The sequence below is a fragment of the Bacillus sp. FSL W8-0223 genome (genome assembly GCF_038006805.1).
Lineage (GTDB): Bacteria > Bacillota > Bacilli > Bacillales > DSM-4216 > Bacillus_O > Bacillus_O smithii.
On sequence record NZ_JBBOVX010000001.1, the window covers coordinates 273,868 to 296,259 of the forward strand.

Consider the following 22,392-nt stretch of genomic DNA (forward strand, 5'->3'; position numbering starts at 1 on the left):
TAGTGTATTTAAAAAAATTTTGTGCAAAACATGCAATAAGCAACACGAAACAAAATGAATAAGACATGTATTTGTTTTGTTTCGTGTTGATTTTTATTTGTTTTTGGTTTAATATATGTTTAAAATACAGAAATGATTATCAAGTTCCAAAGGAGGGAGGACCCGATGCAATATGTTGCGGTTGATATCGGTGCTTCCAGCGGACGAATGGTTTTAGGTGAAATTAAAAATGGAATATTAGAAATGAAAGAGATCAGTCGATTCGCCAATGGATTTACCAATGTAGGAGGGACCTGTTATTGGGATCTGGATCATTTATTAGACCAAATATTACAAGGATTAGAACAAGTAAAATCAGTGGGCTATGACCAATGTACACTAGGAATTGATACATGGGCCGTTGATTATGTTTTGTTAGACGATAAAGGTAAGCGCTTACGGGAATCGATTTCATATCGTGATGGCAGAACCAAAAACACGATTGAAAAAGTAGCACAGTTGCGATCCAAAAAAGAAATTTATCAAAAAACAGGCATCCAATTTCAACCATTTAATACAATTTATCAATTGTTTGAAGACAGTAAAAATGAGCTATCTAAAACAAATCAAATTTTAATGATCCCTGATTATCTTGGCTATTGTTTAACAGGTGTAGCGGTGACCGAAGAAACCAATGGTTCCACAACTCAATTATTAAATATTCACAATCATCAGTTTGATGATGAGCTCTTAGAAATGATCTCTGTAAAAAAAGAACAGTTCGCTAGATTGGTAGAACCTGGTACTCTCCTTGGACAGCTAAAAAAAGAATGGTTTCCATCATACGATTTGCCAAATGTCCAAGTTATTACCGTGGCTTCTCATGATACAGCATCGGCCATCGTTGGGACTCCAGGTTTTGGAGAAAATTGGGCATATTTAAGCAGTGGTACTTGGTCTCTACTTGGAATAGAGAATGAGGTACCGATTATAAATGATCAAGCATTTTATAAAAATTATACGAATGAATGGGGAGTTTTCAAAACCATTCGTTTTTTAAAAAATATTATGGGTTTATGGTTAATTCAAGAAGTCAGAAGAAACTTGCCTAAAAATTATACTTTTCCACAATTTGTAGAAGAAGCTAAAAAAGTAAAAGCGTTTAAACAGTTCGTTAATTTTAATCATGAGCGTTTTCTAAATCCAGACAATATGGTCGAAGAAATCCAAAATTACTGTCGAGAAACAAATCAAGAAGTCCCTTTAACTCCAGGAGAATTAGCAAATTGTATCTACAATAATTTGGCCATCATTTATGCGATTGCCATTGATGAACTTGAAATGATTACTGGAAAGAAGATAGAACAATTGCATATTGTTGGTGGCGGGTCTAATAATGAATGGCTTAATCAGCTAACAGCAGATCTTAGTGGTAGAACGGTATTTGCCGGACCTTCAGAAGCAACGGCTATTGGCAATCTGATTATGCTGATGATTGCGACAGGAGAGGTTTCTGATTTAGAAACCGCTCGCAAACTAGTTCGTCATTCTTTTCGCATTCAAACTTATCACCCCAATCATGTCGATCGCATAGCGATCCTTAACCAATACAAGGAGGTAGTCTACGATGATTACACCTCAAGTGCAACGAGCTTATGATGATGCAAAAGAAGTTTATCTAAAGCATGGAATTAACGTAGATGAAATATTAGAAAAATTAAAAGAAATTAAGATTTCTATGCATTGTTGGCAAGGTGATGACGTTCGTGGATTTATGAATAAAGATCAAGAATTAACAGGAGGCATTTCAGTAACTGGTAATTATCCAGGTGCGGCGCGAACACCTGAAGAACTTCGACAAGATTTAGAAAAAGCGTATTCATTAATACCGGGTAAACACAAATTAAATCTACATGCTATTTATTTAGATACGGATGAAAAAGTAGATTTAGATGAAATTGAACCTCGTCATTACAAAAAATGGGTCGAATGGGCAAAGAAAAAAGGAATTGGTCTTGATTTTAATCCAACTTGTTTTTCTCATCCGAAATCAGAAGATGGTTTTACATTAAGTCATCCGAACAAAGAAATTCGTGATTTTTGGATTGAACATTGCAAACGAGCTCGTAAAGTAGGTGAGTATTTTGGAAAAGAATTGGGGCAAACATGCGTGACTGATATTTGGATTCCAGATGGTTACAAAGATTTGCCTGTAGACAGACTAACACCTAGAAAAAGATTAGAGGAAGCTTTGGATGAAGTATTTAGTGAAGAAATCGATCCACAATACAATTTAGATGCAGTTGAAAGCAAGTTATTTGGGATAGGTTCAGAAAGTTATGTGGTGGGATCTCATGAATTCTATATGGGTTATGCACTCACGCGCAATAAATTATTATGTTTAGATACAGGACATTTCCATCCTACGGAAGTTGTTTCAAATAAATTATCTGCTATTTCGTTATTCAACAAAGGTATTCTTCTTCACGTTAGTCGACCTGTTCGCTGGGATAGTGACCATGTCATTCTTTTAGATGATGAATTGCAGGAAATTGCTAGAGAACTAGTAGTAAATGACTTGTTTAAGAAAACATATATTGGTCTTGATTTCTTTGACGGTAGTATCAACAGAGTTGCTGCTTGGGTTATTGGAATGCGTAATATGATTAAAGCAATCCTCAAAGCCTATTTAGAACCTATTGAACAATTGAAAGAGCTTGAACTAAAAGGGGATTTTACAGCGCGTCTTGCTCTCCGAGAAGAGTTTAAAACATATCCGTTTGGTGCAGTTTGGGATTACTATTGTGCATCTCAAGGAGTGCCTATTCGCGAAGAATGGCTCAATGAAGTACGAAATTATGAACAAGAAGTATTGTTAAATAGAAATAAATCTTTAAGCGAAAAAAGGTGAAAAAATGGTGGTTCAATTAGATATTTTATCAGCAAAGTTTTTACAAGAAATGATGAAAACAACTGCAAATCTTTATCGTTTAGGGTGGGATGAGCGTAACGGGGGAAATATTACTTATTTACTAAAAGAAGAAGAAATCAGCCCCTATTTAAATTTGAATCATGTGATTAGAAGGGTTCCAATAAAGTTTGATGCTTCTGAACTTGCTGGAAAATATTTTATTGTGACAGGATCAGGAAAATATTTCAAAAATGTGATGGATGATCCTGAGTCAAATCTAGGAATCATTCGAGTAACAAAAGATGGAAAGACTATTGAAATTTTATGGGGGCTTGAAGATAATGGTTTTCCTACAAGTGAATTACCTACGCACTTCATGGGTCATATCCAACGTCTTAAAGTCGATCCAAATCATCGTGTCATTATACATTGCCATGCAACGCATTTAATTGGGATGACATTTACTCATCCTTTAGATGAGATCGCATTTTCAAAAACTTTGTGGAAAATGTGTACAGAATGTATAGTTGTTTTTCCGGAAGGGGTTGGAATCATTCCGTGGATGGTACCGGGCACGGATTCGATTGGACGTGCGACAGCTGAAAAAATGAAAGATGTCCGTCTTGTATTATGGCCGCATCATGGTATTTTCGGTGCAGGTACAACCATGGATGAAACCTTTGGATTAATTGAAACTGCAGAAAAAGCCGCACAAGTTTACACAATTGTTTGTACACAAGGGGGAGTTAAACAAACAATAACTGATCAACAATTACATGATTTAGCAAAAGCATTCGGAGTTGTTCCAAGGCCAGGTGTGTTGGAGTTGGAATCTTGAATCAAAGAGGTGAACGAAGTTGGTTAGAAAAGCAAGCATCATGTTTGTACACAAAGATCAATATAAAGAATATAAACGACGTCATAATGAAGTTTGGCCTGAGATGAAAAAAGAATTAAAGGCTCATGGTGTTAAGAACTATTCAATTTTTTTAGATAGCAAAACAGGTAGACTGTTCGCTTACCTGGAAGTAGAAGATGAAGCATTATATGAGAAAATAGCACAAACTTAGATTTGTAAAAAATGGTGGGCTTATATGGAACCTTTGATGGAAACTGACGAAGATAACAGTCCCGTTTCCATTGATTTACAAGAAGTTTTCCATTTGGATTAAGACAGGGGTAAGGCACCGCATACCAATAAATAGTGTATCACATTCATGTATGTGGTGTCAGATGTTTAAAAAACTGAAACAGCTTATGTAACCCATTACGGTTAATTTAGGGATATCGAAATACCTATAAATGTAAGCGGTAACAATATTGGCGAGTTTTCTATGAAAATAAAATTAATAAGGTGGGAGGGAGAAATATGGGGAACATTGGGAGAAAAAAGACTACGGGATGGCAAGCAACTATATCCGTTGCGATGGCTAACTATATTGAGGCGGGATCTATTATAGCCGCTGCAAGCAGCTTAACAATGTGGCAAGCATATCTTCATTTAGACAGCATATCGGTGGGGCTTTTAAGCGCTTTAAGTGCAAATGCTTTTGGTGCCGCTATTGGAGCCCTATTTGGTGGTTATTTATGTGACAAGTATGGCCGCAAATTTATTTACGCATATGATTTGCTCTTTTATATGTTAGGTGTTTTATTAATTGCTGTTTCTGTTAATTTTCCAATGCTTTTGATTGGTACCATTATTACAGGAGTTGCTGTTGGAGCAGGGGTGCCAGCATCTTGGACGTATATTGCCGAAGAAGCTCCACATTCTCAAAGAGCAGCCCATGTAGGAACTGCTCAATTAGCTTGGTCAACAGGTCCAATGATCACATTCTTGTTAGCTGTCTTACTCGCACCACTTGGTTTATTAGGTAGCCGTATTATTTTTCTTCATCTCTTAGTCATTGCGTTTATTACATGGTACATTCGTCAAGGTTTGTCTGAATCCACAATTTGGAAAGAAGGGAAGGAAAAAGAGTTAATAATAGGGAAAAAATATAGAAGTAGTTTAAAAGAGTTATTTAGTCTAAAAGTAAATCGTGAAGCATTCTATTTACTAGTAGGGATTTATTTATTCTGGAATTTAACTGCCGGAGCAATGGGGTATTTTATGCCGTATATTTATCAAAATGTCGGAGGACTTACAGGAGAACAAGCGAATTTGCTTCAAGCCTTTTTGTGGGGATTGACGGTTCTAACAACGTATACCGTATTTATGAAACTAGGTGATAAATACAGTCGACGTTTCTTATTTGGTTTAGGGGCTGTCATGGGTATTGTTGCTTGGCTAATTTTAACCTATACGGGTATGAATTGGTTCTCGTTATTTGCGTTTGTTATTCTTTGGGGAAGTGCAGCAGGGTTTGGTGCTCAGGCATTTTACGGGTTATGGGCCAGTGAATTGTTCCCAACTAAATATCGTGCAGGTGCTCAAGGTTTCATTTATTTCTTAGTTCGTTTTGGAATTGCGATTTGGTCGTTCCTTTTACCGACCTTAATGGATAAACTAGGATTTCAAGTTGCAGGCATTGTGATGATTATCTTCTTAGTCATTCATTGTGTGATTGGTATCGTTCTTGCTCCAAACACTCAAGGTAAAAGTTTAAAAGAAATTGAAGCAGAACGTTATGGATTGAATAATAATGATGTTGTACAAAATGTAGGAGTCCAAACGGATAAAGTAAATAACAAAGTATAAAAATGAAAAAGAGCCCAATTTTGAGAAAGAAAAGAGCCCATTTTGATAAAGAAATTGGGCTCTTTTTGTCATCCATTGGAACGTATATGTGAATGAATTTTTGGGCGATGGACACTGAGTTTTGCTGGTTTTTTGTCTGCAAATAAAATCAGACATGAACCAATCATAATGAAAACAATTCCGGCTGCTGTATTGGCAGAAATAGCTTCATTCAAGAGAAAGAAGGCTAAGATCGGAGCTAATGCCGGTTTGATAAAGAACACCGTAGAGGCTGTAGAAGCGGATGTGACGTCCATTGCTAAAAAGTAGAAAGCAAATCCAAGTCCCGTCACAAAAATACCAATATAAATTAAGCTAGGCAATGTACTCCATGTAATTCCTTGGGTGACGGGTACATTCGCAAACACATCCAGTCCGATGCTTGTAAGCCAATTAGACACAGCATTTATTTTTGAAATAAGAATGAGAGCAAGAATCTCTAAACTGCCTGTTACAAAACTGAAACAAGTTAAGATAACGCCGTCACATTTATATTGTCGAATTCCTTTTTTGCCTACAACGCTGTAGAGGGCAAATGAAACGGCTGATAATAGTGCATAAACAATGCCTGCTGGATTAGAAATTTCGAATGGATTTACAATTCTTAAAATGCCGATCAAGCTAATGACTAATGCCCATATGGTTCGCTTAGTCAGTTTCTCTTTTAATAGAAAATGGGCAAGCGGAACGACAAAAAGTGGATTGCAGCTGAATAGTATTGCTACGGTTGATGCCTTTGTATAAACAATCGCTAATTGATAAAACGTCATACTAACGACAACGCATAAAAAACCTGTGATGATGAAAAAGAATAGATGTTCTTTTTTTAAAGTAAACCCACTTTTTCTCATATGTTGAATAGCAAGAGGAGCTAAAATCATCGCTCCAATAAAGAAACGTATAAGATTCAGTTGAATAGGATGAAAGTTAAAGTCACTAGACATGACTTTAATCACAATCTCCATCGTACTAAAAAGAACAGCCGATAGAATGATATATAGAAAACCTTTTTTCATCTTGATTACCTCGATTTTTTAGAATCGTGCAGTCATCTGAGTATTAAATGTAGACAACTATTCATCATTCCTTTTGACACAAACATCATTATAGTTCAGTATTTCACAAATGAAAAAGAGCAGTTATGTGAATTACTGAACAATATATCCGCTTTGAATAAAATGAAAACGATTGTTTAAAAGATATCTTAAGAATGCTCTGTTTTTTGAGCACTTTTATGGTTTTGGCATTAAAAACATATATTGGCATTTTTTCTGTATTTATAACACTTGGAATGAAGGTCAAAAAAGGTTTATGAAAATTTATAAATATTTTAGAACTTAGGAATTTTTCATCCTAAGAGTATGTTAAAATGAAGCGAAGGCAGAAAAGAGAATCTTCTGCCTCTTATTCTTTGCCTCTCCATATCATGATGTTGTGAAAGATTGGAGGAAATTCATGTATCGACTGATCAGTACGATCTTATTGTTGTTAGTGAAAATGTTTCGCCTTTTAAAGGTGAAGGGGAAAGAGCATATTCCATCCGATGAAAGATTTGTGGTGACGTGTTCTCATAGGGGATGGGTCGATGTCATTATGTTGGCTCTTGCTCTTTATCCGATACCTGTCCATTATATGGCGAAGCAAGAGCTCTTTAAGGGAAAATGGAGAGATCGTTTTTTCCGCTCTATTAACGCATTTCCTGTCAATAGGGAAAATCCGGGGCCGAGTGCTTTAAAAATTCCTATGCAGATCTTGAAAAAGAACCAATGTGTAGGCATATTTCCGAGCGGGACGCGAACAAGTGAAGATGTTCCTTTAAAAAAAGGGGCTGTGACTGTCGCATTAAAATCGAATGCCCCTATATTGCCTGCTGCTTATAAAGGTCCAACCAATTTCAGCGGATTATGGAAGGGAGAAAAATCGCACGTTCTATTCGGTGAACCCCTTATCTTTGATAAAGAAAAACAAGAAATGAACCGAGATGAATTAATCGACTATGCCTTAAAACGATTAGAGACCAAAATAAAAGAATTGGAAAATGAATTAGAAAAGGAATAAAAGAAGATGCCCATCGTTGAAATGATGGGTATTTTTATTGATTGATGAGTGTGAATGAGCACTATAGGTTGATTCATTAGAGAGGAAATCTATTTTGTGTCGTCCAAAAAGTTGTTGGGCTAAGAATGAAGCATAGAAGGCGAATATACAATGTGTGGACGCTTTTAAGCTCCAATGGTTGTATGCGTCCGATCCTTGAAAAGACGTCATTAGAGCACCTCAATTAAATCTAACACTAAAAAAACCATCCCGAACCACTTAAATCAAGTGATGCTGGATGGTTTTCTCCGTCGTTTTGAAACAGTCTCATGTGGAATTTCTTTTTAAGATCAATCCCTTACTGTACTTTCACATATCGAACTCCACTTTGATTTCCGGCCTTATCTTTCGCATAAATTTTTAAAGTCGTGCCTTTTTTCTGTTTGGATATTTTGATTTTGTAATTTCCTTTAGAGTCGGCAATGGCCTTGCTGATATATTTATTCCCGTTGTATACGTAAACGGTTGATCCGGCTTCAGCTTTCCCTGCAATCACTGTTGACTTAGATGTCACTTTATTAGCCGTTGGAATACTTGGCGCCGTTTTGTCTGCTACTTTAAAAGCCTTGCCTGCACTTTTGTTGCCGGCTTTGTCCGTGGCATAAGCTATTAAAGTTGTGCCTGCTTTTTGCTTAGATTTAATAAGAACTGAAAAGGCTCCTAAACTATTGGCAGTGGCTTTTCCTAGTAGGGTATTGCCGGAATAGATTGTGACGGTTGCTCCGGGTTCAGCTTTTCCGGTTATGGTTAATTGGTTGTCGCCAAAAATATTGACTGTTGGGCTTGCCGGCGGGGTTTTATCCAGCACATTCACTGCAACGGCAGCACTTTTATTTCCGGACGCGTCTTCGGCGAATACAGTTAAGGTCGTGCCTGCTCTTTGTTTCGTAATCGTTACTTTAAATTGACCGCTTTGATTTGCTGTACCAATTCCAAGTGTGGTGTTGCCTGTTTTTACGGTTACTTTGGCATTTGCTTCGGTTGTTCCTGTGACAACTGTATCTCGGTCGCTTACTACGTTGACTGCCGGTTTTGTCGGCGCGGTGTTGTCACTCACCGTTACAATGGTTTCTTCACTTTTGTTTCCCACCGAATCTTCCGCATATACATGTAATTCAGTGCCCGCTTTTTGCACAGGAATGGCGACGGAAAAACGGCCATTTTCATTTGCATCGTCAGAACCAATCACATTCCCGCTTGCCTCTACTGTTATTTTATTATTTGGATCAGCGGTCCCGGTCACAGACGTGTCATGATCGCCGACTTTATTCACGGATGGTTTCGTAGGTTGTTGTACAGAGGTGCCTTGATCTTTTGTTAAAAACGTATAAGTAACATCTGATCCTTTATCTGCAGGGATACTATAGTCTTCAGGCGAACGAACCTTTTTAACAACCGCTCCCCCGCCATTCAAATAAAGTGAACTTCCGCTGTAGATTTTTTCCTGCAGTGAGTCGAAAGCCGGATTCCCTTTAAATCCGTATAATCCGGATTTTTGTTTCAATAGAAGCGCCGCTCTAAAATCTGTCATAAATTTTCCAAATGTAAGATTTGGATCAATATATTTTTGGATCATATCTTGGACGGCTTGGTAATCGCTGTGTGGATCATCTATCAGCTCTTTAAAAATTCGATCCCCTTGTCCGCATTGAATCTTGAAATATTGCATAAACAAATAGGATAGAGAGTAATTGGCTAAAGTATCCCCATCATAATCCCAATATAGGAGTGAATGTCCATTTGTAATATCCGTATCATAATTATAGTAATCAATTCGATCTTGCAGAGCTTGATTTTCGTAAATTTGTTCGGCGGCCATGGAAAGCCCTTCGTCCATCCATGTATCCATAGGCTCTTTTTTTTGAATCAATACTTTCTCGTTGAAATTAATCATATGTTGAAATTCGTGGACAAGCGTGGAGTAAGCAGCAGAGACATCTTTATTTGAGCTCGTCCCCATCGTTGGATATGTATCGATATAAAAGATTTCAGATTGATTGGAATCAGGAACAGCATAAAGATCCGCTGGATTAAAATAACCTGCAACATATCCTCCGCTTTCATTAAATCCATCTTGTATATCATACACAAGAATATCCACTTTTCCGTTTCCGTCTACATCTGATTCATTCCCGAAATTTTCTACATCTAAAGGGTGAATTTTATCGTCAAATTCTTTTCCGAGTTGCCCTGCTTTTTCTTGTGTAATTTGATTATTATTTACCCATACGTTTGAGTGTGAACCACTATAACTCAAAGTTGCCTTAATTTGATAATCTTGATTCGTTACAAGATTGGAAACCCAAAAATTCTTGCTGTCTCCTACTTGATATAATGGGCGGATTGATTTGGCCTCTCTTTTTATGAAGTTATTTTTATATTTTTTGGCGTCAAAAGGTTTCACATAGTCCATTTTATAGGCGCTTTTTGCGATGTTTTTGTTTAACGAATATTGATCATTATTGATTTTAAATGAACCGGAATTTTCGATTTGATCGCCATTAGTGGATTCGTTGCTAATCAACACATAATGATTAGAATCTGGGGTCGTTGATTCTTTACAAAATGGATTATTCACTTTAAAATAAGTGACATCAGAGTAGTATGAAGCATATAAGCTAGGTATAACTCCTACTCTCATATAAATATAAGGATCATTTTCATAGACCGACTTACCGATAATGGTTTCTAAAGAAAAGCTGCCCACCAGATACTTCACATTAAAAGTTGAGCTTCCTAAATACGACATGGAACCATTATCATTCTTATAAAATTCGATATCAAGATAGGCATCTTTATTTGTTGTATTACTTTGATACCCAAGTAGGACTTCCATATCCGAATTCGAATAATCAACTGTGTTGTTGTAAGTCAGGTAATGAGATTGACCGTAGCTATCCGATAAAACTCCAAGGTGTTGTCCAGGTGAAGCGAATGGGTAATCATCAGGATTCCTATAATCTTGATCCGTTTCTTGCTTAGCTTTCAAAGGCTTAGTAAATTGATTGGAAATTTTTTCTGGATATAAGATTTTTGAAGGCTCATTGATACCTTTTTCATTTGCATGCGCTCCTATAGGCAATGAAAACACTAATAGAATGGAATAAAATAAGTAGCTCCATTTTTTTAATGACCGCAAGACGATTCCTCCCTAGATATGCTATCTTTTAAATGTTAATTCATTTTTCCGTATTTTAACAGATTGAAATATAAAAAAATAGTTCTTTTGGGCTAAAAATAAGTATTTTGCATACAAATAGTATACTTCTAATCTAATGAATGTAAAATCATTTCAAAAAATTCTCAAAATGAATCGATCGTTTTGTCTGAAATTTTTTTGTTTCCGATTTCGTTTTTGTACTACGAAAAACGGGAAAAGTAATTGGGCAAGTATCCATAAATTTTTAACATTCGCAACGATGCGTGCGATGAACGAGGCATCATATAAATCCGAAGGTTTGGAATTTCCCTAAGGATCAAGGCTTCAACCATTTGATCACGATAAAGAGGGATGATCCCCAAAGGATTTTTGTGTTATTGCGGAGCGGGTTTCAGTGGATCGTGCCGGATGCCGTGCGAAAAAATTCTTGGAAACGATAAAAGAGAGAGGAGATGAAATAGTGAAAGATGCGGAGCGATCTCTTTCAAAAAACATCGTCTTAGCCATTTTGGATACAGTCACATTGGGCATTCCCATTTATGCTGTCAATTTTATAAAGCAGCCAAAAAAGACATTAAAAATTTCTTTCATTGTTATTCCCGTTGTTTCGATTATTGCTTGGTTGATTGCATCATGGAGTGAATGAAGCCCTGGAAGTAAGGGCTTTTTATTTTGTCTTTTTCGTTGGAAAAGATGAGCATTCCGTATGAAAGAGAGATAGAACAATTCTGTGAACTTGGTTTTGGACAGGGGAAAGCGCTCATATCGGTTCCCGTTTTTCATGTATAATAAATAGAAGAACGGATTTCATCCCCTTCATCGAGGAGATGCAGTCAGAAGGAGATTTAGGTGAGGAACATGGATGAATTAAAAATAGATGACGTGGCCAAGCAAAGCGGTTTAACGAAACGAACGATTCGATACTATGAACAAATTGGGCTTCTGCCTTCTCCTCCGAGAAGCAAAGGGGGAATTAGACTTTATTCACAACAGCATGTTGAGTTTTTAAAGAAAATTACGAACGCAAAAGAAGTGTTGGGATTTACTCTTCAAGAGCTGCAACATTTTATTTCTTTAAGCAATACATTGGAACAGCAGAGAGTAAAATACAGACAGGTAAAAGGAACAAGCGAACAAAAAGACAAAGCGGAGGATTTAATTCAAGCCTTAACCGATCTTTTAAATACAGTCGATGCGCAATTATTGCTCATTGAACAGAAAAAGGAAAAGATTTTAAAAGTGGAGTCGGAATTAATGGACTTAAAAAACAGGGCGGAAAAGGCCATTGAACGATTGGAAAAGGAGAAATAAGATAAGATGGCCATCGGCAAGGGGGCAATTCCCGCAAATGCTGGGTTGGAGATAACGAGCTGTTTGGGGCAGTTTTTCCGCCGCTGGATTTCGTTTGACCTTTGTTTCTCGAAGAGTAGAGGGTTTCTGACCATTGATGCAAGATCTTTTTCAAGCATAGTTGAAATCAGTGGAAAACCTGAGTCAACTGTGCTTTTTTATTTAGGATGAGAAATTAAATGCTTTCAAGAAAGGGAATGGAAGAAGAACTTGGTTCATATCGGAAGCAGACACACATAACACTTTGACCATCTGTATTCATACATGCATGTTCTAAGCGCAGCCTACACATATTATTGAATAATGGGACGAGAAGGGAGTTATGGTGTTGCTTGGGACTATTGGAAAAGCTTTATTTCTTATCTTTGCTGGCATACTGCTCCTTCGGATTGCAGGAAGAAAAACTATTTCACAAATGACGTTGCCGGAAACGATTATCATCATATCGATAGGAACGATTATTGTAGAGCCGGTGGCGCAAGAAAGCCTCTTAGGCACCATTTTGGCGTCTTCCACATTTATCGTGGCATTGGTCGTGACCGAATTTTTGCAGATGAAGTCGAATCGATTGGAAACATTTATATCCGGAAAAGCGATGGTCGTCATTCAAAATGGACAAATTCAAACGGATGCGCTGCGTAAACTTCGATTAACAGTGGATCAGCTGGAATTGCGTCTTCGTCAGCAAGGCATTGCCAATTTTTCTGATATAAAAACAGCTACGATTGAACCAAGCAGACAATTAGGATATGAGTTGACAGAGGATGCCAAGCCTTTAACCGTGGGGGAGTTTAAAAAGTTGATGCAAGCCTATATAAAGAATGAAGAATCTAAAGAAAGCTCCCAAATAAATATTTTTGATGAAATTACAGAGAAAAAGTCTACTCCTGATTCATTGAAATAAAAGAATGGCTCAGACATTTAGGCGCCGGAGGGAAAAAGCTGTTTCTTACCATTCATTTTAGTAATAAAAAGTTGAACGTGGGAAGCGTGATTCATTTGCCGATGATCTAAACTTTTGTACAGAATGATTCGAAATCAGCAAAGGGCGCCTATTGTAAAATTTTTGTTTAAGCTGATATGGACATTGCAAGTGATCAAACGATGCATGATATAATAAATTGAAACGTAAATGGGGAGTATGTCCCATGATAGTGGATGGAATATATCGGTTTGTTTCGTTTGCATAGCTCGGGCCAGAAGAGATAAAAAGCAATGAAACATTAGGTTTTGTTTAAGAAGGATAAGAATGGGAGGAGTTGGGAATCTTGAAAGTTTTGGTTGTTGGAGCGAATGGCCAAGTTGGGCAGCATGTTGTTCGGTTATTAAAAGAAAGCAATGAACATACAGTGCGAGCGATGGTCAGAAAAGAAGAACAGGCTCAATCTTTCGAAAAATTGGGTGTAGAAACAGCGATTGCCGATTTGGAAGACAGCGTGGACAAAATTGCTGAAGCGGCGGAAGGCTGTGAAGCCATTGTCTTTACTGCCGGCTCCGGTGGGCATACAGGAGCAGACAAAACGCTGTTGGTGGATTTGGATGGAGCTGTGAAAACAATGGACGCTGCCGAAAAATTGTGGATCAAGCGGTTTATTATAGTGAGCGCCATTCAGGCCCACAATCGAAAAAACTGGAACGAGGCCATCAAGCCGTACTATGTGGCTAAACACTATGCGGATATTATGCTGGAACAAAGCAGTTTAGCCTATACCATTATCCGGCCGGGAGGATTGTTGAACGAACCGGGAACAGGAAAGATTTTTGCGGCTGAAAATTTAAATAGAGGGACGATTTCGCGGGAGGATGTGGCGAAAACAATTGTAGCCTCTCTGGATGAGGAAAATACGTATTATCGCTCCTTTGATCTTATTTCCGGTGAAATTCCGATTGCGGATGCTTTGAAAAACCTATAGTCTTTTTTAAAAAAGCCCTCCATCCGTATTTCAGCATTTCTTTGATACGGATCAAGGGCTTCTTTTTTTGCCATTATTTTTGATAATTCAAAATCCAGCCTATGCCGTACTTGTCTATTACATTGGCATGGAGAGCGCCCCAAAACGTATCTTGCAGTTCCAAAATCGCTTGGCCGTCGGCAACCAATGATTGATATACTTTACGAATTTCTTCTTCACTGTCAAATTCGATCGTGATTTTGACATTATCCCCTTTTTCCACACGGCCGAAAGGATCGGAGAAATGGATGATGCTGTTTCCAAGATGCAGCTCGGCATGCAAACATTTGCCTTCATGGCCTTTAAACATTTCGACATCGTCTGCTAATTGAACATTTTTAATTTCTCCGCCCAATACTTCTTGATAATAATTCAATCCTCTTGACAATTTTCCACAATGATATAAGGATTGACGCTTTTCATATTTTATCCTCCTTTGCCATTCAGAAGCGATAGTTTCAGTATAGCAACTTCCTATCTGATTTAAACTTTTGGCTTTTTTTATATTTCTTCTGCCAAATGGATGAGATGAAGTAACTCAAGCAGAGTTACAGAATAACGTTGGTAGACAAGGATTATTTAAAAACCCCCTGTTCATAAAAAACAGGAGGTTTTAGCCTTAAGAAAAAATCATATCAGAGTCCGAAAAGCGGAAGCTCGTCCGGATCTGTGCTATATGCTTGGAAATCATAGATTTTCCATTTTTGACTCTTTGAATCTAGCTTTAAAAAGAATAGACCAGATAGATCTTCGGTTACATCAAAATTAAAGTCTGGAGATTTTAATGCGATTTTGACTTTTGCATTGGTTAATTCTACTGTTGCATAACGATTATTTAAAGTTTTTATGTTATAAGTAGGATCACCGATAGGTTCAATCGTGATTTGAGCATTTTCATTCTTCAACGATTGATAAAAGTCAATTGATTCTAAACCTGATGCTCGGTAATAGCCGATTGTATTGTCTTTATACAATTGAGTCAAAGCATCAAAATTCTGATCTTTTATATATTGGCTTTCATTTGATTCAAATTGCTTTACAAAATCAATTAATTGCTGTTTGTCAGGAAGTGCTGTTGTCTCTTGGTGCAAAGCGCGATAAATCATAACAATGGCTTGTGCTCGAGTTGCCAAATCATTCGGCTTAAAAGTAGTTCCATAGCCTTGGATGATTCCGTTGGCCGCATTTTTATGAATGGCCTCATAAGCAAAGCTTGATTTTGGCACATCGCTAAAAGTTTTACGAATGGGGTTAAACTGAATGGTGTTTTGGAAAGCATTGTACACCATTTTAGCAATTTCACTGCGTTTAATTTTGTCTCCCGGATGGAATGTTCCATCGTTTCGTCCACTAATAATGCCGTTACTGCTTGCAATTTGAACATATGGATAATACCAAGCGCCGGATTTTACGTCAGCAAAAGACTTGGCTTTTCCTTTTAACTCCAGTCCCATTGCATTGACAATCATTTTCGTAAATTCGGCTCTCGTAATATTTTCGTTTGGCTTTACATAGACGGAAGGGAATCCATCTTCATCATACTGTATCTTTCCATCAATAATATCAGCAGATAAAAAGTCCTGTATCTCGTCATGTGCCCAATAATCATCGTCCACATCTTCAGGATAGTACATGTCTGATGTCTTTTCAGCGGCCGACACCATTTTGAAAGGCACAAGAAGAACCAACAGCAAGGCTAGAATAGGAATAACTTTTTTCATATAATCCCCCTTTTTTTGTAAAAAGTGCTTGTTGTTCCATTTTAAGAGAAAAAGCTCTAAATAGTCACTATTAATTTTGAAAAATAAGATTAAATCAGCCCAAAGACCTGATATTTTGTCAAAATTAACATATTATAAGGATTTTACTCCTGGCGAAAAAGATGTAATATTTATGCTGGATTTCCAATGAATAGTTTTTTGAAATTGAACAGCAGTATGAACACGTTCAACATGAGATTCTGCTCCACTTATATTTTGACAACGATTAATGTTTTCCGAAATCTCTTTGAGGAGGTAGTGAAGAGAACATCATGATCAAAATAACACCAATTATGGAGATGTTACTGTAACCTGAAAAATTTAAGGAAGCGATTGAGGAATAAATAGAGATAGATCGTACATAGGAAAATCACTAGTCTCTTTTTCCGCCGATGATGAAAAAGATTCCATTTATACCGTTTTGTAGAGCAGATGTTAGGTGATATAATGAAAATAAAAGATTGTAATATCTTTCTAATTTTGTTTTTACATAGAATAAAAATGTGTGCCTCTGGGGGAATGGAAGATGAAGAAAAAAACGGCATTTTATGCTTTATTGCTGTCGGTTTCTTTGGCTTTAGGGTTGAATGTGGAATCGGGGATTGCCTCGGCGAATGACCAGCCCTCTTCTCAAAAAGGCGAAAAAGAAGTGGTCGTCGTTTATAAAAACATGAAAGGAAAAGAGGCCGCTATTGAAAACAGCCATGATGTAGAACATCAATTTAAAAGCATTCCGGCCGTTTCTGTTACGGCGGACAAACAAGACGTTCGTCAATTAGAGTCGAATCCAAATATTGCCTATGTGGAAGAGAATGTTCCGTTTCAATTGGCTGATTCGAGTTTTCAAACGTTAAGTACAAGCCGCGCCGTTTCTTCCAATGAAAAAACTTGGGACATGCAGGCGATTAATGCATCCAAAGCTTGGGAAAACGGGGTGACCGGTAAAGGCGTCAAAATCGCCGTGATTGATACGGGGATTGCCTCTCATTCGGATTTGAATATTGCAGGCGGAGTGTCCACTGTCGATTACACCTCTTCCTATAAAGATGATAATGGACATGGTACTCATGTAGCCGGAATCATTGGCGCTAAACGTAATGGCATAGGGATCGCCGGTGTCGCACCGGATGCTCAGATTTATGCCGTAAAAGCGTTGGATAAGAACGGAAACGGAAACTTGCAAGATATTGCAGAAGCTCTGGATTGGGCGATTGCAAATAAGATGGACATTATTAACATGAGTTTTGGGACAAGCACCGACTCCAAAATCCTTCATGATTTAGTCGATAAGGCATATAAAAGCGGCATCTTGCTTGTTGCAGCAGGAGGAAATAATGGGAATTCATCCGGTACAGGAGATACGGTGGAATATCCGGCCAAATACAGCAGTGTTGTGGCGGTATCTTCATTAAATTCAAATAAAAATCGTTCTGTTTTTTCCGCAACTGGTCCGGAAATTGAAGTATCTGCACCGGGTGAAAATATCGTCAGCACTTATTTGAATGGAGAGTATGCAGTCGGAAGCGGCACCTCGATGGCGGCTCCTCATGTGGCCGGCATGTTGGCTCTATTAAAACAAATGCATCCTAATGAATTGAATAGCCAGCTGCGGGCAGAGGCGGAGAAGGAAGCAATGGATCTTGGAAAAAAAGGAAAAGATGACTGGTACGGCTACGGAATGGTCTTTTATCACCCGTTGAATGTATCTTCCAAGAGTGCGAGTGAAAACGTGCAAGCTAAGTTAAAGATCGCTCAGCAAGCAGTAGCATCGGCGGAGAAATACCGTACGAAGAAATATGTGGATGCTGCGCAGCAAGCGATCAATAGCTTGGACAATGGGGCGGACAAAACGCAGCTGCAAAAAAGGCTTGATGCCGTTAAAAAAAGCTTGTCTGATCAGGCTCAAAAACTAGTTTCGTATGTCGAACATCATCGTTCTCATGCCAATGTCGAAAAAGCGCTCCAAGCGATCTCCAATCTGCCGGCAGCCGCGGAAAAAAACAATTTGCTAACGAGAATCAATAAAGTGCAATACTTGATCAACTTGCAGCAAGCTCAAAAATATGTGAATTTAACTCAAAAATACAAGAAAAAGTCTTACAAATCAGTAGCACAATCTTATATTAACAAACTTCCGAAGGGCTCGGAAAAAACAAGGCTTCAAAAACGGCTCAATTCAATGCAGGTTCGCTAATAGAAAAACGAGGCTGACTCAAAAGCAAAATAACTTTTGAGATCAAGCCTCTTTTTTGTTGGAAATTCTCTTCCTTTGATTTGAACTAACTGTTTAATTGAGAAAGTTCTCTCTTTTTAGAGGGTCTTTTAACTTTCCTCCGAAAAAAGTCTCCTACTTCTAAACGTGAAAGTGCGGAGGCACCAGTGAAAGTGGGAGATGAATTTCGGTTAGGCGTAGCCTAAAGCTGTCTCTTTTTTGTGCTATGATATAATCAGTGTTATATAAATGGAAGGCATTCGGATGTGCTTTGAACAAATATGCACATGGTCAATATCGTGATTCCATTCGACCAAGGAAATATTGTAATTTTCACCAAGTCGAATAAACATATCTTTTGCATAGTCAGATATGGTATCATCAATCACTTGTCTGCGATATTTTACGAGTGAACTATCAAAGTTCATCAATGCCTATAAAAGTGCAAGTTCTAAGACTTATCAAAAAGCATTATCCACAAGTGAAAAGAAAACTTTGGAAAGAGTATTTTTGGTCAAGAAGCTTTTGCTTACTTACAACAGGTGGTGCGCCCATTGAAGTGATAAAGCAGTATATAGAAAATCAAGGGAGGAAGTGAGGTGATTCGATATGGCAAACAAAGCATATAAATTTCGTCTGTACCCAACACAAGAACAAGAGCAACTTCTTACAAAAACCTTCGGCTGCGTTCGTTTCGTCTACAACAAAATGTTGGCTGAACGAATGGAAACATATGAACCATTCAAGGACGACAAAGAAGCCTTGAAAAAGCAAAAAAAATTCCCGACTCCTGCAAAGTACAAAAAGGAATTTCCATGGCTCAAAGAAGTAGACAGCCTTGCGTTGGCAAACGCTCAACTGAATTTGCAGAAGGCATACCAAAACTTCTTCTCTGGTCATGCTGAATTTCCAAAGTTCAAAAGCCGAAAGGCGAGACAGTCCTACACAACCAACGTGGTCAACGGAAACATTATGCTTTTGGATGGTTATATCAAATTACCGAAACTGAAACTTGTAAAAATCAAACAACATCAAGAAATTCCGTCACATCATATCATCAAGTCTTGTACGGTTTCTCGAACAAAAACAGGAAAATACTATGTTTCTATTCTCACTGAATACGAACATCAACCTGTACAAAAAGAAGTACAAGCTGTGGTTGGCTTAGATTTTTCCATGAACGGTTTATTTATCGATAGTGAAGAAGGTAAGACAGCCAATTACCCTCGTTTCTATCGCCAAGCCTTGGGAAAATTAGCGAAAGAACAGCGTGTTCTATCACGCAGAAAGAAAGGTTCTAATCGTTGGCACAAGCAACGACTAAAAGTGGCGAAGCTACATGAAAGAATTGCGAATCAACGAAAAGACTTTCTACATAAGGAATCGCACAAATTAGCGAAACTATATGATTGCGTGGTTATCGAAGACCTCAACATGAAGGGAATGTCCCAAGCACTCAATTTCGGCAAAAGCGTTGCTGATCATGCATGGGGCATGTTCACGAAATTTCTCCAATACAAGTTAGAGGAGCAGGGGAAAAAGCTTCTCAAAATAGATAAGTGGTTTCCATCATCCAAAACTTGTTCATATTGCGGTCAAGTAAAGGAGTCTCTATCTCTTTCTGAGCGCATATTCCATTGTGATTGTGGTTTTGTAGCAGATAGAGATTGGAATGCTTCTATTAATATCAAGCGTGAAGGATTGCGACTGTTGGCATTAGTATCATCATAAATAGAGCATGGAACAGGCTCGATAGCTAAGTAAATTTCGTACCGTTAGGTGCGATTACCTTAGAAGCCCTCACCTCTAAGCGAAGCGAAGGTGGCGGGTAGTTCACTTCTGTTTCTTTCTATTGATCACATGAAAAACAGCCCCCATTGCCACTCCAATCGCAATGGCAGTGGCAATATGACCGAGAACAACACCAATGACTGCGCCAATGATAGCACCAAAGGATATTAAGTGGATATTCCATTCACCGTTTTTCTTAGACATAATTCATACTCCTTTTATCTTCAATTGGATATTTCGATCACTAAACGGAAGGGATGAAAAATGGCAATTTATTTTACTTCAGATCATTCAATCGAGCTTTTCTAAGATTCGAATGATTTTATGGATCGCATAGTCAAAATCAATCAAATCCTCTTCGTCAAGTTGACCTATTTTCTCGCAGAATAGATAATAGAAGTCTTCCCAGCGCTTTTTTACTGTTTCTTTTCCTTTTTCGGTTAACATCAGTTTGACAAATCGCCGATCGCGATCGTTCTTCGCTTTTTCCACATAGTTGTTTTCCGCCAACTTAGCGATCAGAGGGGTCAACTGCTGCTTTGAAATGTTGATGTTTTGCGCTAGTTGGGTCATGGAGATACCCTCCTTAGTATGAAACAATTCCTCCAGTATATGAAATTGCAAATGGGTCAAATCAGACGTTTTGGGTGCGGCCTTATGATTTGCGACAGGTTTGTTCATCTTGTTGTAAATCAGCGGAAGAAGTCGGATGAAGCTCTCCGCGATTTTGTCTGTTTTCGAAGTCAATCCCATGCATCCCTTTCTTGATTTTAATAGTATATTACTTATTAGTAAATAAAAATTTATTATTTAACGAAATAAATACAGTATTTAATAATATTATACATAATTTTACGAGAAAAAAGTAAATAATAACGAACTATTTTTGTGGAATTAGAAAACATATATGAATTCATTTTTCACTGGGTTTTTCCTTTTTTGAATGAGAGATGTATAATAAAAATGGTTGCTTCTGATCGTTTGCATCGAAAGAGAGTCCTTTCAAGTAAAGGAAAATATGTTATAATGTATTATAAAACAGAATAATATTTGACGAGGAGGAGTCTGTCACCAAGGGATCGTTGTGTCCTTTGGTTACAGGCTCTTTTTTTATTTTTTGAGAAAACAAAGAAGGAAAGGTGGTAAGGGGATGCTTGTTTTGCAATTAGCGTTGATTCTGGCAGCTTCCAAATTGGCAGGCAATATAAGTGTTAGGCTCGGTCAGCCATCTGTTTTAGGTGAATTGTTGGTTGGAATCATTCTTGGGCCTTCGGTACTGGGGGTGATTCATGATACGGACATTTTAAAGGAGATGAGCGAGATCGGTGTTATTTTGCTCATGTTTATAGCCGGGTTGGAAACTGATCTAAAAGAGTTTCTGCGCTCCGGAAAATCTTCCACGTTGGTGGCTGTCGGCGGCATCTTGGTTCCGCTTGTAGGAGGATATTTTCTCGGAGAAGCATTGGGCTTTTCATCCGAACAATCATGGTTTATGGGATTATTGCTTTCAGCAACCAGCGTCAGCATTTCAGTTCAAGCGTTAAAAGAAATGGACCGATTAAAATCACCCGAAGGTACTGCAATTTTAGGGGCGGCAGTGCTCGATGACATTTTAGTGATGATCGCTTTAGCTTTTTTTATGAGTATGATAGGTGGAGAAGTTCATTTTGGAACCATGCTTTTAACAAAGGGATTGTTTTTTGCGGGAGCGATATTCGCTGCATGGAAAGTTGTTCCGTGGATTTTAGAAAAACTGGCGCTCTTAAAGGTGGATCAATCTGTCCTTTCTGCAGCTCTCATCATTTGTTTTCTATATGCTTATTTAGCCGATTTGTCGGGAGTATCCGCTATTATCGGCGCATACATGGCCGGAGTCGCGATAAGTGTAACAGAATTTAAACATGAAATATTTGAAAAGACAGAAACCATTAGCTATTCCTTATTTGTTCCTGTATTTTTCACTTCGGTCGGAGTGGCAGCTTATTTTCATGGTATTGGTGAAAGTTTCTGGCTATTGGTCATTTTGAGCATTTTAGCGGTTTTCACCAAATTAATCGGCGCATCATGGGGAGCAAAAGCGGCCGGATTTTCTTGGGGTAGTTCATTGGGAATTGGCGCCGCCATGGTGTCTCGCGGAGAAGTGGCTTTAATTTTAGCCAATATTGGTTTGGAACATCAATTGGTCAGTCAGGAGTTGTTTACCGTTTTGGTTGTTGTGGTTCTGATCACCACGATTGCAACGCCGCCGATGATGAAATGGTTTTTCACAGTCGGATCGAAAGGAAAGACTTTAAAAAATACAGGATGAGATCGATGGAATACAGGAGTGTTGAAGTTTTTAGGATTTTGGTCACGGTTCTTTTTGTAAGAATACTATGATTATTGGGCGAATGGGAAATAAAACGGATTAAGCAACCGAAATTTTCCATTCGCCCTGTCA

At 38.0% G+C, this 22,392-nt stretch carries 19 protein-coding genes and 3 pseudogenes; 15 read left to right on the plus strand and 7 right to left on the minus strand.

The features are described from left to right. The first annotated feature begins 165 nt into the window (after positions 1-165). From rhaB to NST81_RS01370, 5 genes and pseudogenes are all read left to right on the plus strand, one after another. Positions 166-1,638 (plus strand): rhamnulokinase, encoded by a 1,473-nt coding sequence (gene rhaB, locus NST81_RS01350; RefSeq protein WP_341027837.1) that lies wholly within the window; start codon positions 166-168, stop codon positions 1,636-1,638. Further along, complete coding sequence (gene rhaA / locus NST81_RS01355) at positions 1,607-2,890, plus strand: L-rhamnose isomerase (protein ID WP_003354000.1); 1,284 nt, start codon at positions 1,607-1,609, stop codon at positions 2,888-2,890. Before rhaB ends, rhaA begins: the two co-directional genes overlap by 32 nt. Before the next feature lie 4 nt (positions 2,891-2,894). After that, positions 2,895-3,728, plus strand: a complete 834-nt coding sequence (gene rhaD, locus NST81_RS01360) for a rhamnulose-1-phosphate aldolase (protein ID WP_003353999.1) — start codon at positions 2,895-2,897, stop codon at positions 3,726-3,728. A 19-nt stretch (positions 3,729-3,747) separates the two neighbouring features. Next, positions 3,748-4,062 (plus strand): annotated as a pseudogene (gene rhaM / locus NST81_RS01365) (L-rhamnose mutarotase). 197 nt (positions 4,063-4,259) lie between these two features. Next, entirely contained in the window at positions 4,260-5,591 is a 1,332-nt protein-coding gene (locus NST81_RS01370; RefSeq protein ID WP_003353997.1) for an MFS transporter, read from the plus strand. A gap of 68 nt (positions 5,592-5,659) precedes the next feature. Here NST81_RS01370 and NST81_RS01375 read toward each other — a convergent pair whose 3' ends face one another. Then, entirely contained in the window at positions 5,660-6,646 is a 987-nt protein-coding gene (locus tag NST81_RS01375; protein WP_341027839.1) for a DMT family transporter, read from the minus strand. Positions 6,647-7,085: 439 nt separating this feature from the next. Here NST81_RS01375 and NST81_RS01380 point away from each other — a divergent pair, with 439 nt between their 5' ends. Further along, positions 7,086-7,688, plus strand: a complete 603-nt coding sequence (locus NST81_RS01380; RefSeq protein WP_048622478.1) for a lysophospholipid acyltransferase family protein — start codon at positions 7,086-7,088, stop codon at positions 7,686-7,688. Between the two features lie 337 nt (positions 7,689-8,025). Here the strand turns inward: NST81_RS01380 and NST81_RS01385 are convergent, their stop codons facing one another. After that, entirely contained in the window at positions 8,026-10,866 is a 2,841-nt protein-coding gene (locus NST81_RS01385) for an Ig-like domain-containing protein (RefSeq protein ID WP_341027841.1), read from the minus strand. Between the two features lie 415 nt (positions 10,867-11,281). On the opposite strand from NST81_RS01385, the gene NST81_RS01390 reads away from it, so the two are divergent. The 5 genes from NST81_RS01390 (at position 11,282) to NST81_RS01410 (ending at position 14,150) form a co-directional block, all read left to right on the plus strand. Then, positions 11,282-11,533: a hypothetical protein gene (locus tag NST81_RS01390; RefSeq protein WP_328203133.1), complete on the plus strand. Its 252-nt coding sequence runs from the start codon at positions 11,282-11,284 to the stop codon at positions 11,531-11,533. Positions 11,534-11,745: 212 nt separating this feature from the next. Further along, positions 11,746-12,198: a MerR family transcriptional regulator gene (locus NST81_RS01395; protein ID WP_040341231.1), complete on the plus strand. Its 453-nt coding sequence runs from the start codon at positions 11,746-11,748 to the stop codon at positions 12,196-12,198. Between the two features lie 6 nt (positions 12,199-12,204). Further along, entirely contained in the window at positions 12,205-12,408 is a 204-nt protein-coding gene (locus tag NST81_RS01400; RefSeq protein ID WP_328203134.1) for a hypothetical protein, read from the plus strand. 151 nt (positions 12,409-12,559) lie between these two features. Beyond that, complete coding sequence (locus NST81_RS01405; protein WP_328203136.1) at positions 12,560-13,141, plus strand: DUF421 domain-containing protein; 582 nt, start codon at positions 12,560-12,562, stop codon at positions 13,139-13,141. Positions 13,142-13,505: 364 nt separating this feature from the next. Then, positions 13,506-14,150: an SDR family oxidoreductase gene (locus NST81_RS01410; protein ID WP_328203139.1), complete on the plus strand. Its 645-nt coding sequence runs from the start codon at positions 13,506-13,508 to the stop codon at positions 14,148-14,150. A gap of 73 nt (positions 14,151-14,223) precedes the next feature. On the opposite strand, the gene NST81_RS01415 is transcribed toward NST81_RS01410, so the two are convergent. Continuing rightward, entirely contained in the window at positions 14,224-14,565 is a 342-nt protein-coding gene (locus NST81_RS01415; protein ID WP_341027843.1) for a VOC family protein, read from the minus strand. 259 nt (positions 14,566-14,824) lie between these two features. Next, complete coding sequence (locus tag NST81_RS01420) at positions 14,825-15,910, minus strand: S-layer homology domain-containing protein (RefSeq protein ID WP_341027845.1); 1,086 nt, start codon at positions 15,908-15,910, stop codon at positions 14,825-14,827. A 565-nt stretch (positions 15,911-16,475) separates the two neighbouring features. On the opposite strand from NST81_RS01420, the gene NST81_RS01425 reads away from it, so the two are divergent. Further along, entirely contained in the window at positions 16,476-18,143 is a 1,668-nt protein-coding gene (locus tag NST81_RS01425) for a S8 family peptidase (RefSeq protein WP_341027846.1), read from the plus strand. 216 nt (positions 18,144-18,359) lie between these two features. Here the strand turns inward: NST81_RS01425 and NST81_RS01430 are convergent. Beyond that, positions 18,360-18,589 (minus strand): annotated as a pseudogene (locus tag NST81_RS01430) (transposase); the annotation flags it as partial. Here NST81_RS01430 and tnpA point away from each other — a divergent pair. Then, positions 18,570-18,759: pseudogene (gene tnpA, locus NST81_RS01435) on the plus strand (IS200/IS605 family transposase); the annotation flags it as partial. The pseudogenes NST81_RS01430 and tnpA sit on opposite strands and share 20 nt — an antisense overlap. Positions 18,760-18,770: 11 nt before the next feature. Beyond that, a complete protein-coding gene (locus tag NST81_RS01440; RefSeq protein ID WP_341027847.1) occupies positions 18,771-19,892 on the plus strand; it encodes a transposase in 1,122 nt (373 codons plus the stop codon). A gap of 102 nt (positions 19,893-19,994) precedes the next feature. Here NST81_RS01440 and NST81_RS01445 read toward each other — a convergent pair whose 3' ends face one another. Together NST81_RS01445 and NST81_RS01450 are read right to left on the minus strand one after the other, a co-directional pair. Further along, positions 19,995-20,156, minus strand: a complete 162-nt coding sequence (locus NST81_RS01445; RefSeq protein WP_169799170.1) for a hypothetical protein — start codon at positions 20,154-20,156, stop codon at positions 19,995-19,997. An 87-nt stretch (positions 20,157-20,243) separates the two neighbouring features. Beyond that, positions 20,244-20,705 (minus strand): MarR family winged helix-turn-helix transcriptional regulator, encoded by a 462-nt coding sequence (locus NST81_RS01450; RefSeq protein WP_003354843.1) that lies wholly within the window; start codon positions 20,703-20,705, stop codon positions 20,244-20,246. 397 nt (positions 20,706-21,102) lie between these two features. Between NST81_RS01450 and NST81_RS01455 the strand changes: the two genes are divergently transcribed. Next, the gene (locus NST81_RS01455; RefSeq protein ID WP_341027850.1) at positions 21,103-22,260 is read left to right on the plus strand and encodes a cation:proton antiporter; all 1,158 of its coding nucleotides are present in this window, start codon (positions 21,103-21,105) and stop codon (positions 22,258-22,260) included. Positions 22,261-22,392 lie beyond the last annotated feature (132 nt).

What these genes read in the sequence shown, in the direction of transcription:
- NST81_RS01405 (WP_328203136.1), top strand. Translation starts at nt 12,560, where the DNA reads ATGGTGTTGCTTGGGACTATTGGAAAAGCTTTATTTCTTATCTTTGCT.
- NST81_RS01395 (WP_040341231.1), top strand. Translation starts at nt 11,746, where the DNA reads ATGGATGAATTAAAAATAGATGACGTGGCCAAGCAAAGCGGTTTAACG.
- NST81_RS01455 (WP_341027850.1), top strand. Translation starts at nt 21,103, where the DNA reads ATGCTTGTTTTGCAATTAGCGTTGATTCTGGCAGCTTCCAAATTGGCA.
- NST81_RS01400 (WP_328203134.1), top strand. Translation starts at nt 12,205, where the DNA reads ATGGCCATCGGCAAGGGGGCAATTCCCGCAAATGCTGGGTTGGAGATA.
- NST81_RS01375 (WP_341027839.1), bottom strand. Translation starts at nt 6,646, where the DNA reads ATGAAAAAAGGTTTTCTATATATCATTCTATCGGCTGTTCTTTTTAGT.
- rhaD (WP_003353999.1), top strand. Translation starts at nt 2,895, where the DNA reads ATGGTGGTTCAATTAGATATTTTATCAGCAAAGTTTTTACAAGAAATG.
- NST81_RS01450 (WP_003354843.1), bottom strand. Translation starts at nt 20,705, where the DNA reads ATGGGATTGACTTCGAAAACAGACAAAATCGCGGAGAGCTTCATCCGA.
- NST81_RS01380 (WP_048622478.1), top strand. Translation starts at nt 7,086, where the DNA reads ATGTATCGACTGATCAGTACGATCTTATTGTTGTTAGTGAAAATGTTT.
- NST81_RS01440 (WP_341027847.1), top strand. Translation starts at nt 18,771, where the DNA reads ATGGCAAACAAAGCATATAAATTTCGTCTGTACCCAACACAAGAACAA.
- NST81_RS01445 (WP_169799170.1), bottom strand. Translation starts at nt 20,156, where the DNA reads ATGTCTAAGAAAAACGGTGAATGGAATATCCACTTAATATCCTTTGGT.
- NST81_RS01420 (WP_341027845.1), bottom strand. Translation starts at nt 15,910, where the DNA reads ATGAAAAAAGTTATTCCTATTCTAGCCTTGCTGTTGGTTCTTCTTGTG.
- rhaB (WP_341027837.1), top strand. Translation starts at nt 166, where the DNA reads ATGCAATATGTTGCGGTTGATATCGGTGCTTCCAGCGGACGAATGGTT.
- NST81_RS01370 (WP_003353997.1), top strand. Translation starts at nt 4,260, where the DNA reads ATGGGGAACATTGGGAGAAAAAAGACTACGGGATGGCAAGCAACTATA.
- NST81_RS01425 (WP_341027846.1), top strand. Translation starts at nt 16,476, where the DNA reads ATGAAGAAAAAAACGGCATTTTATGCTTTATTGCTGTCGGTTTCTTTG.
- rhaA (WP_003354000.1), top strand. Translation starts at nt 1,607, where the DNA reads ATGATTACACCTCAAGTGCAACGAGCTTATGATGATGCAAAAGAAGTT.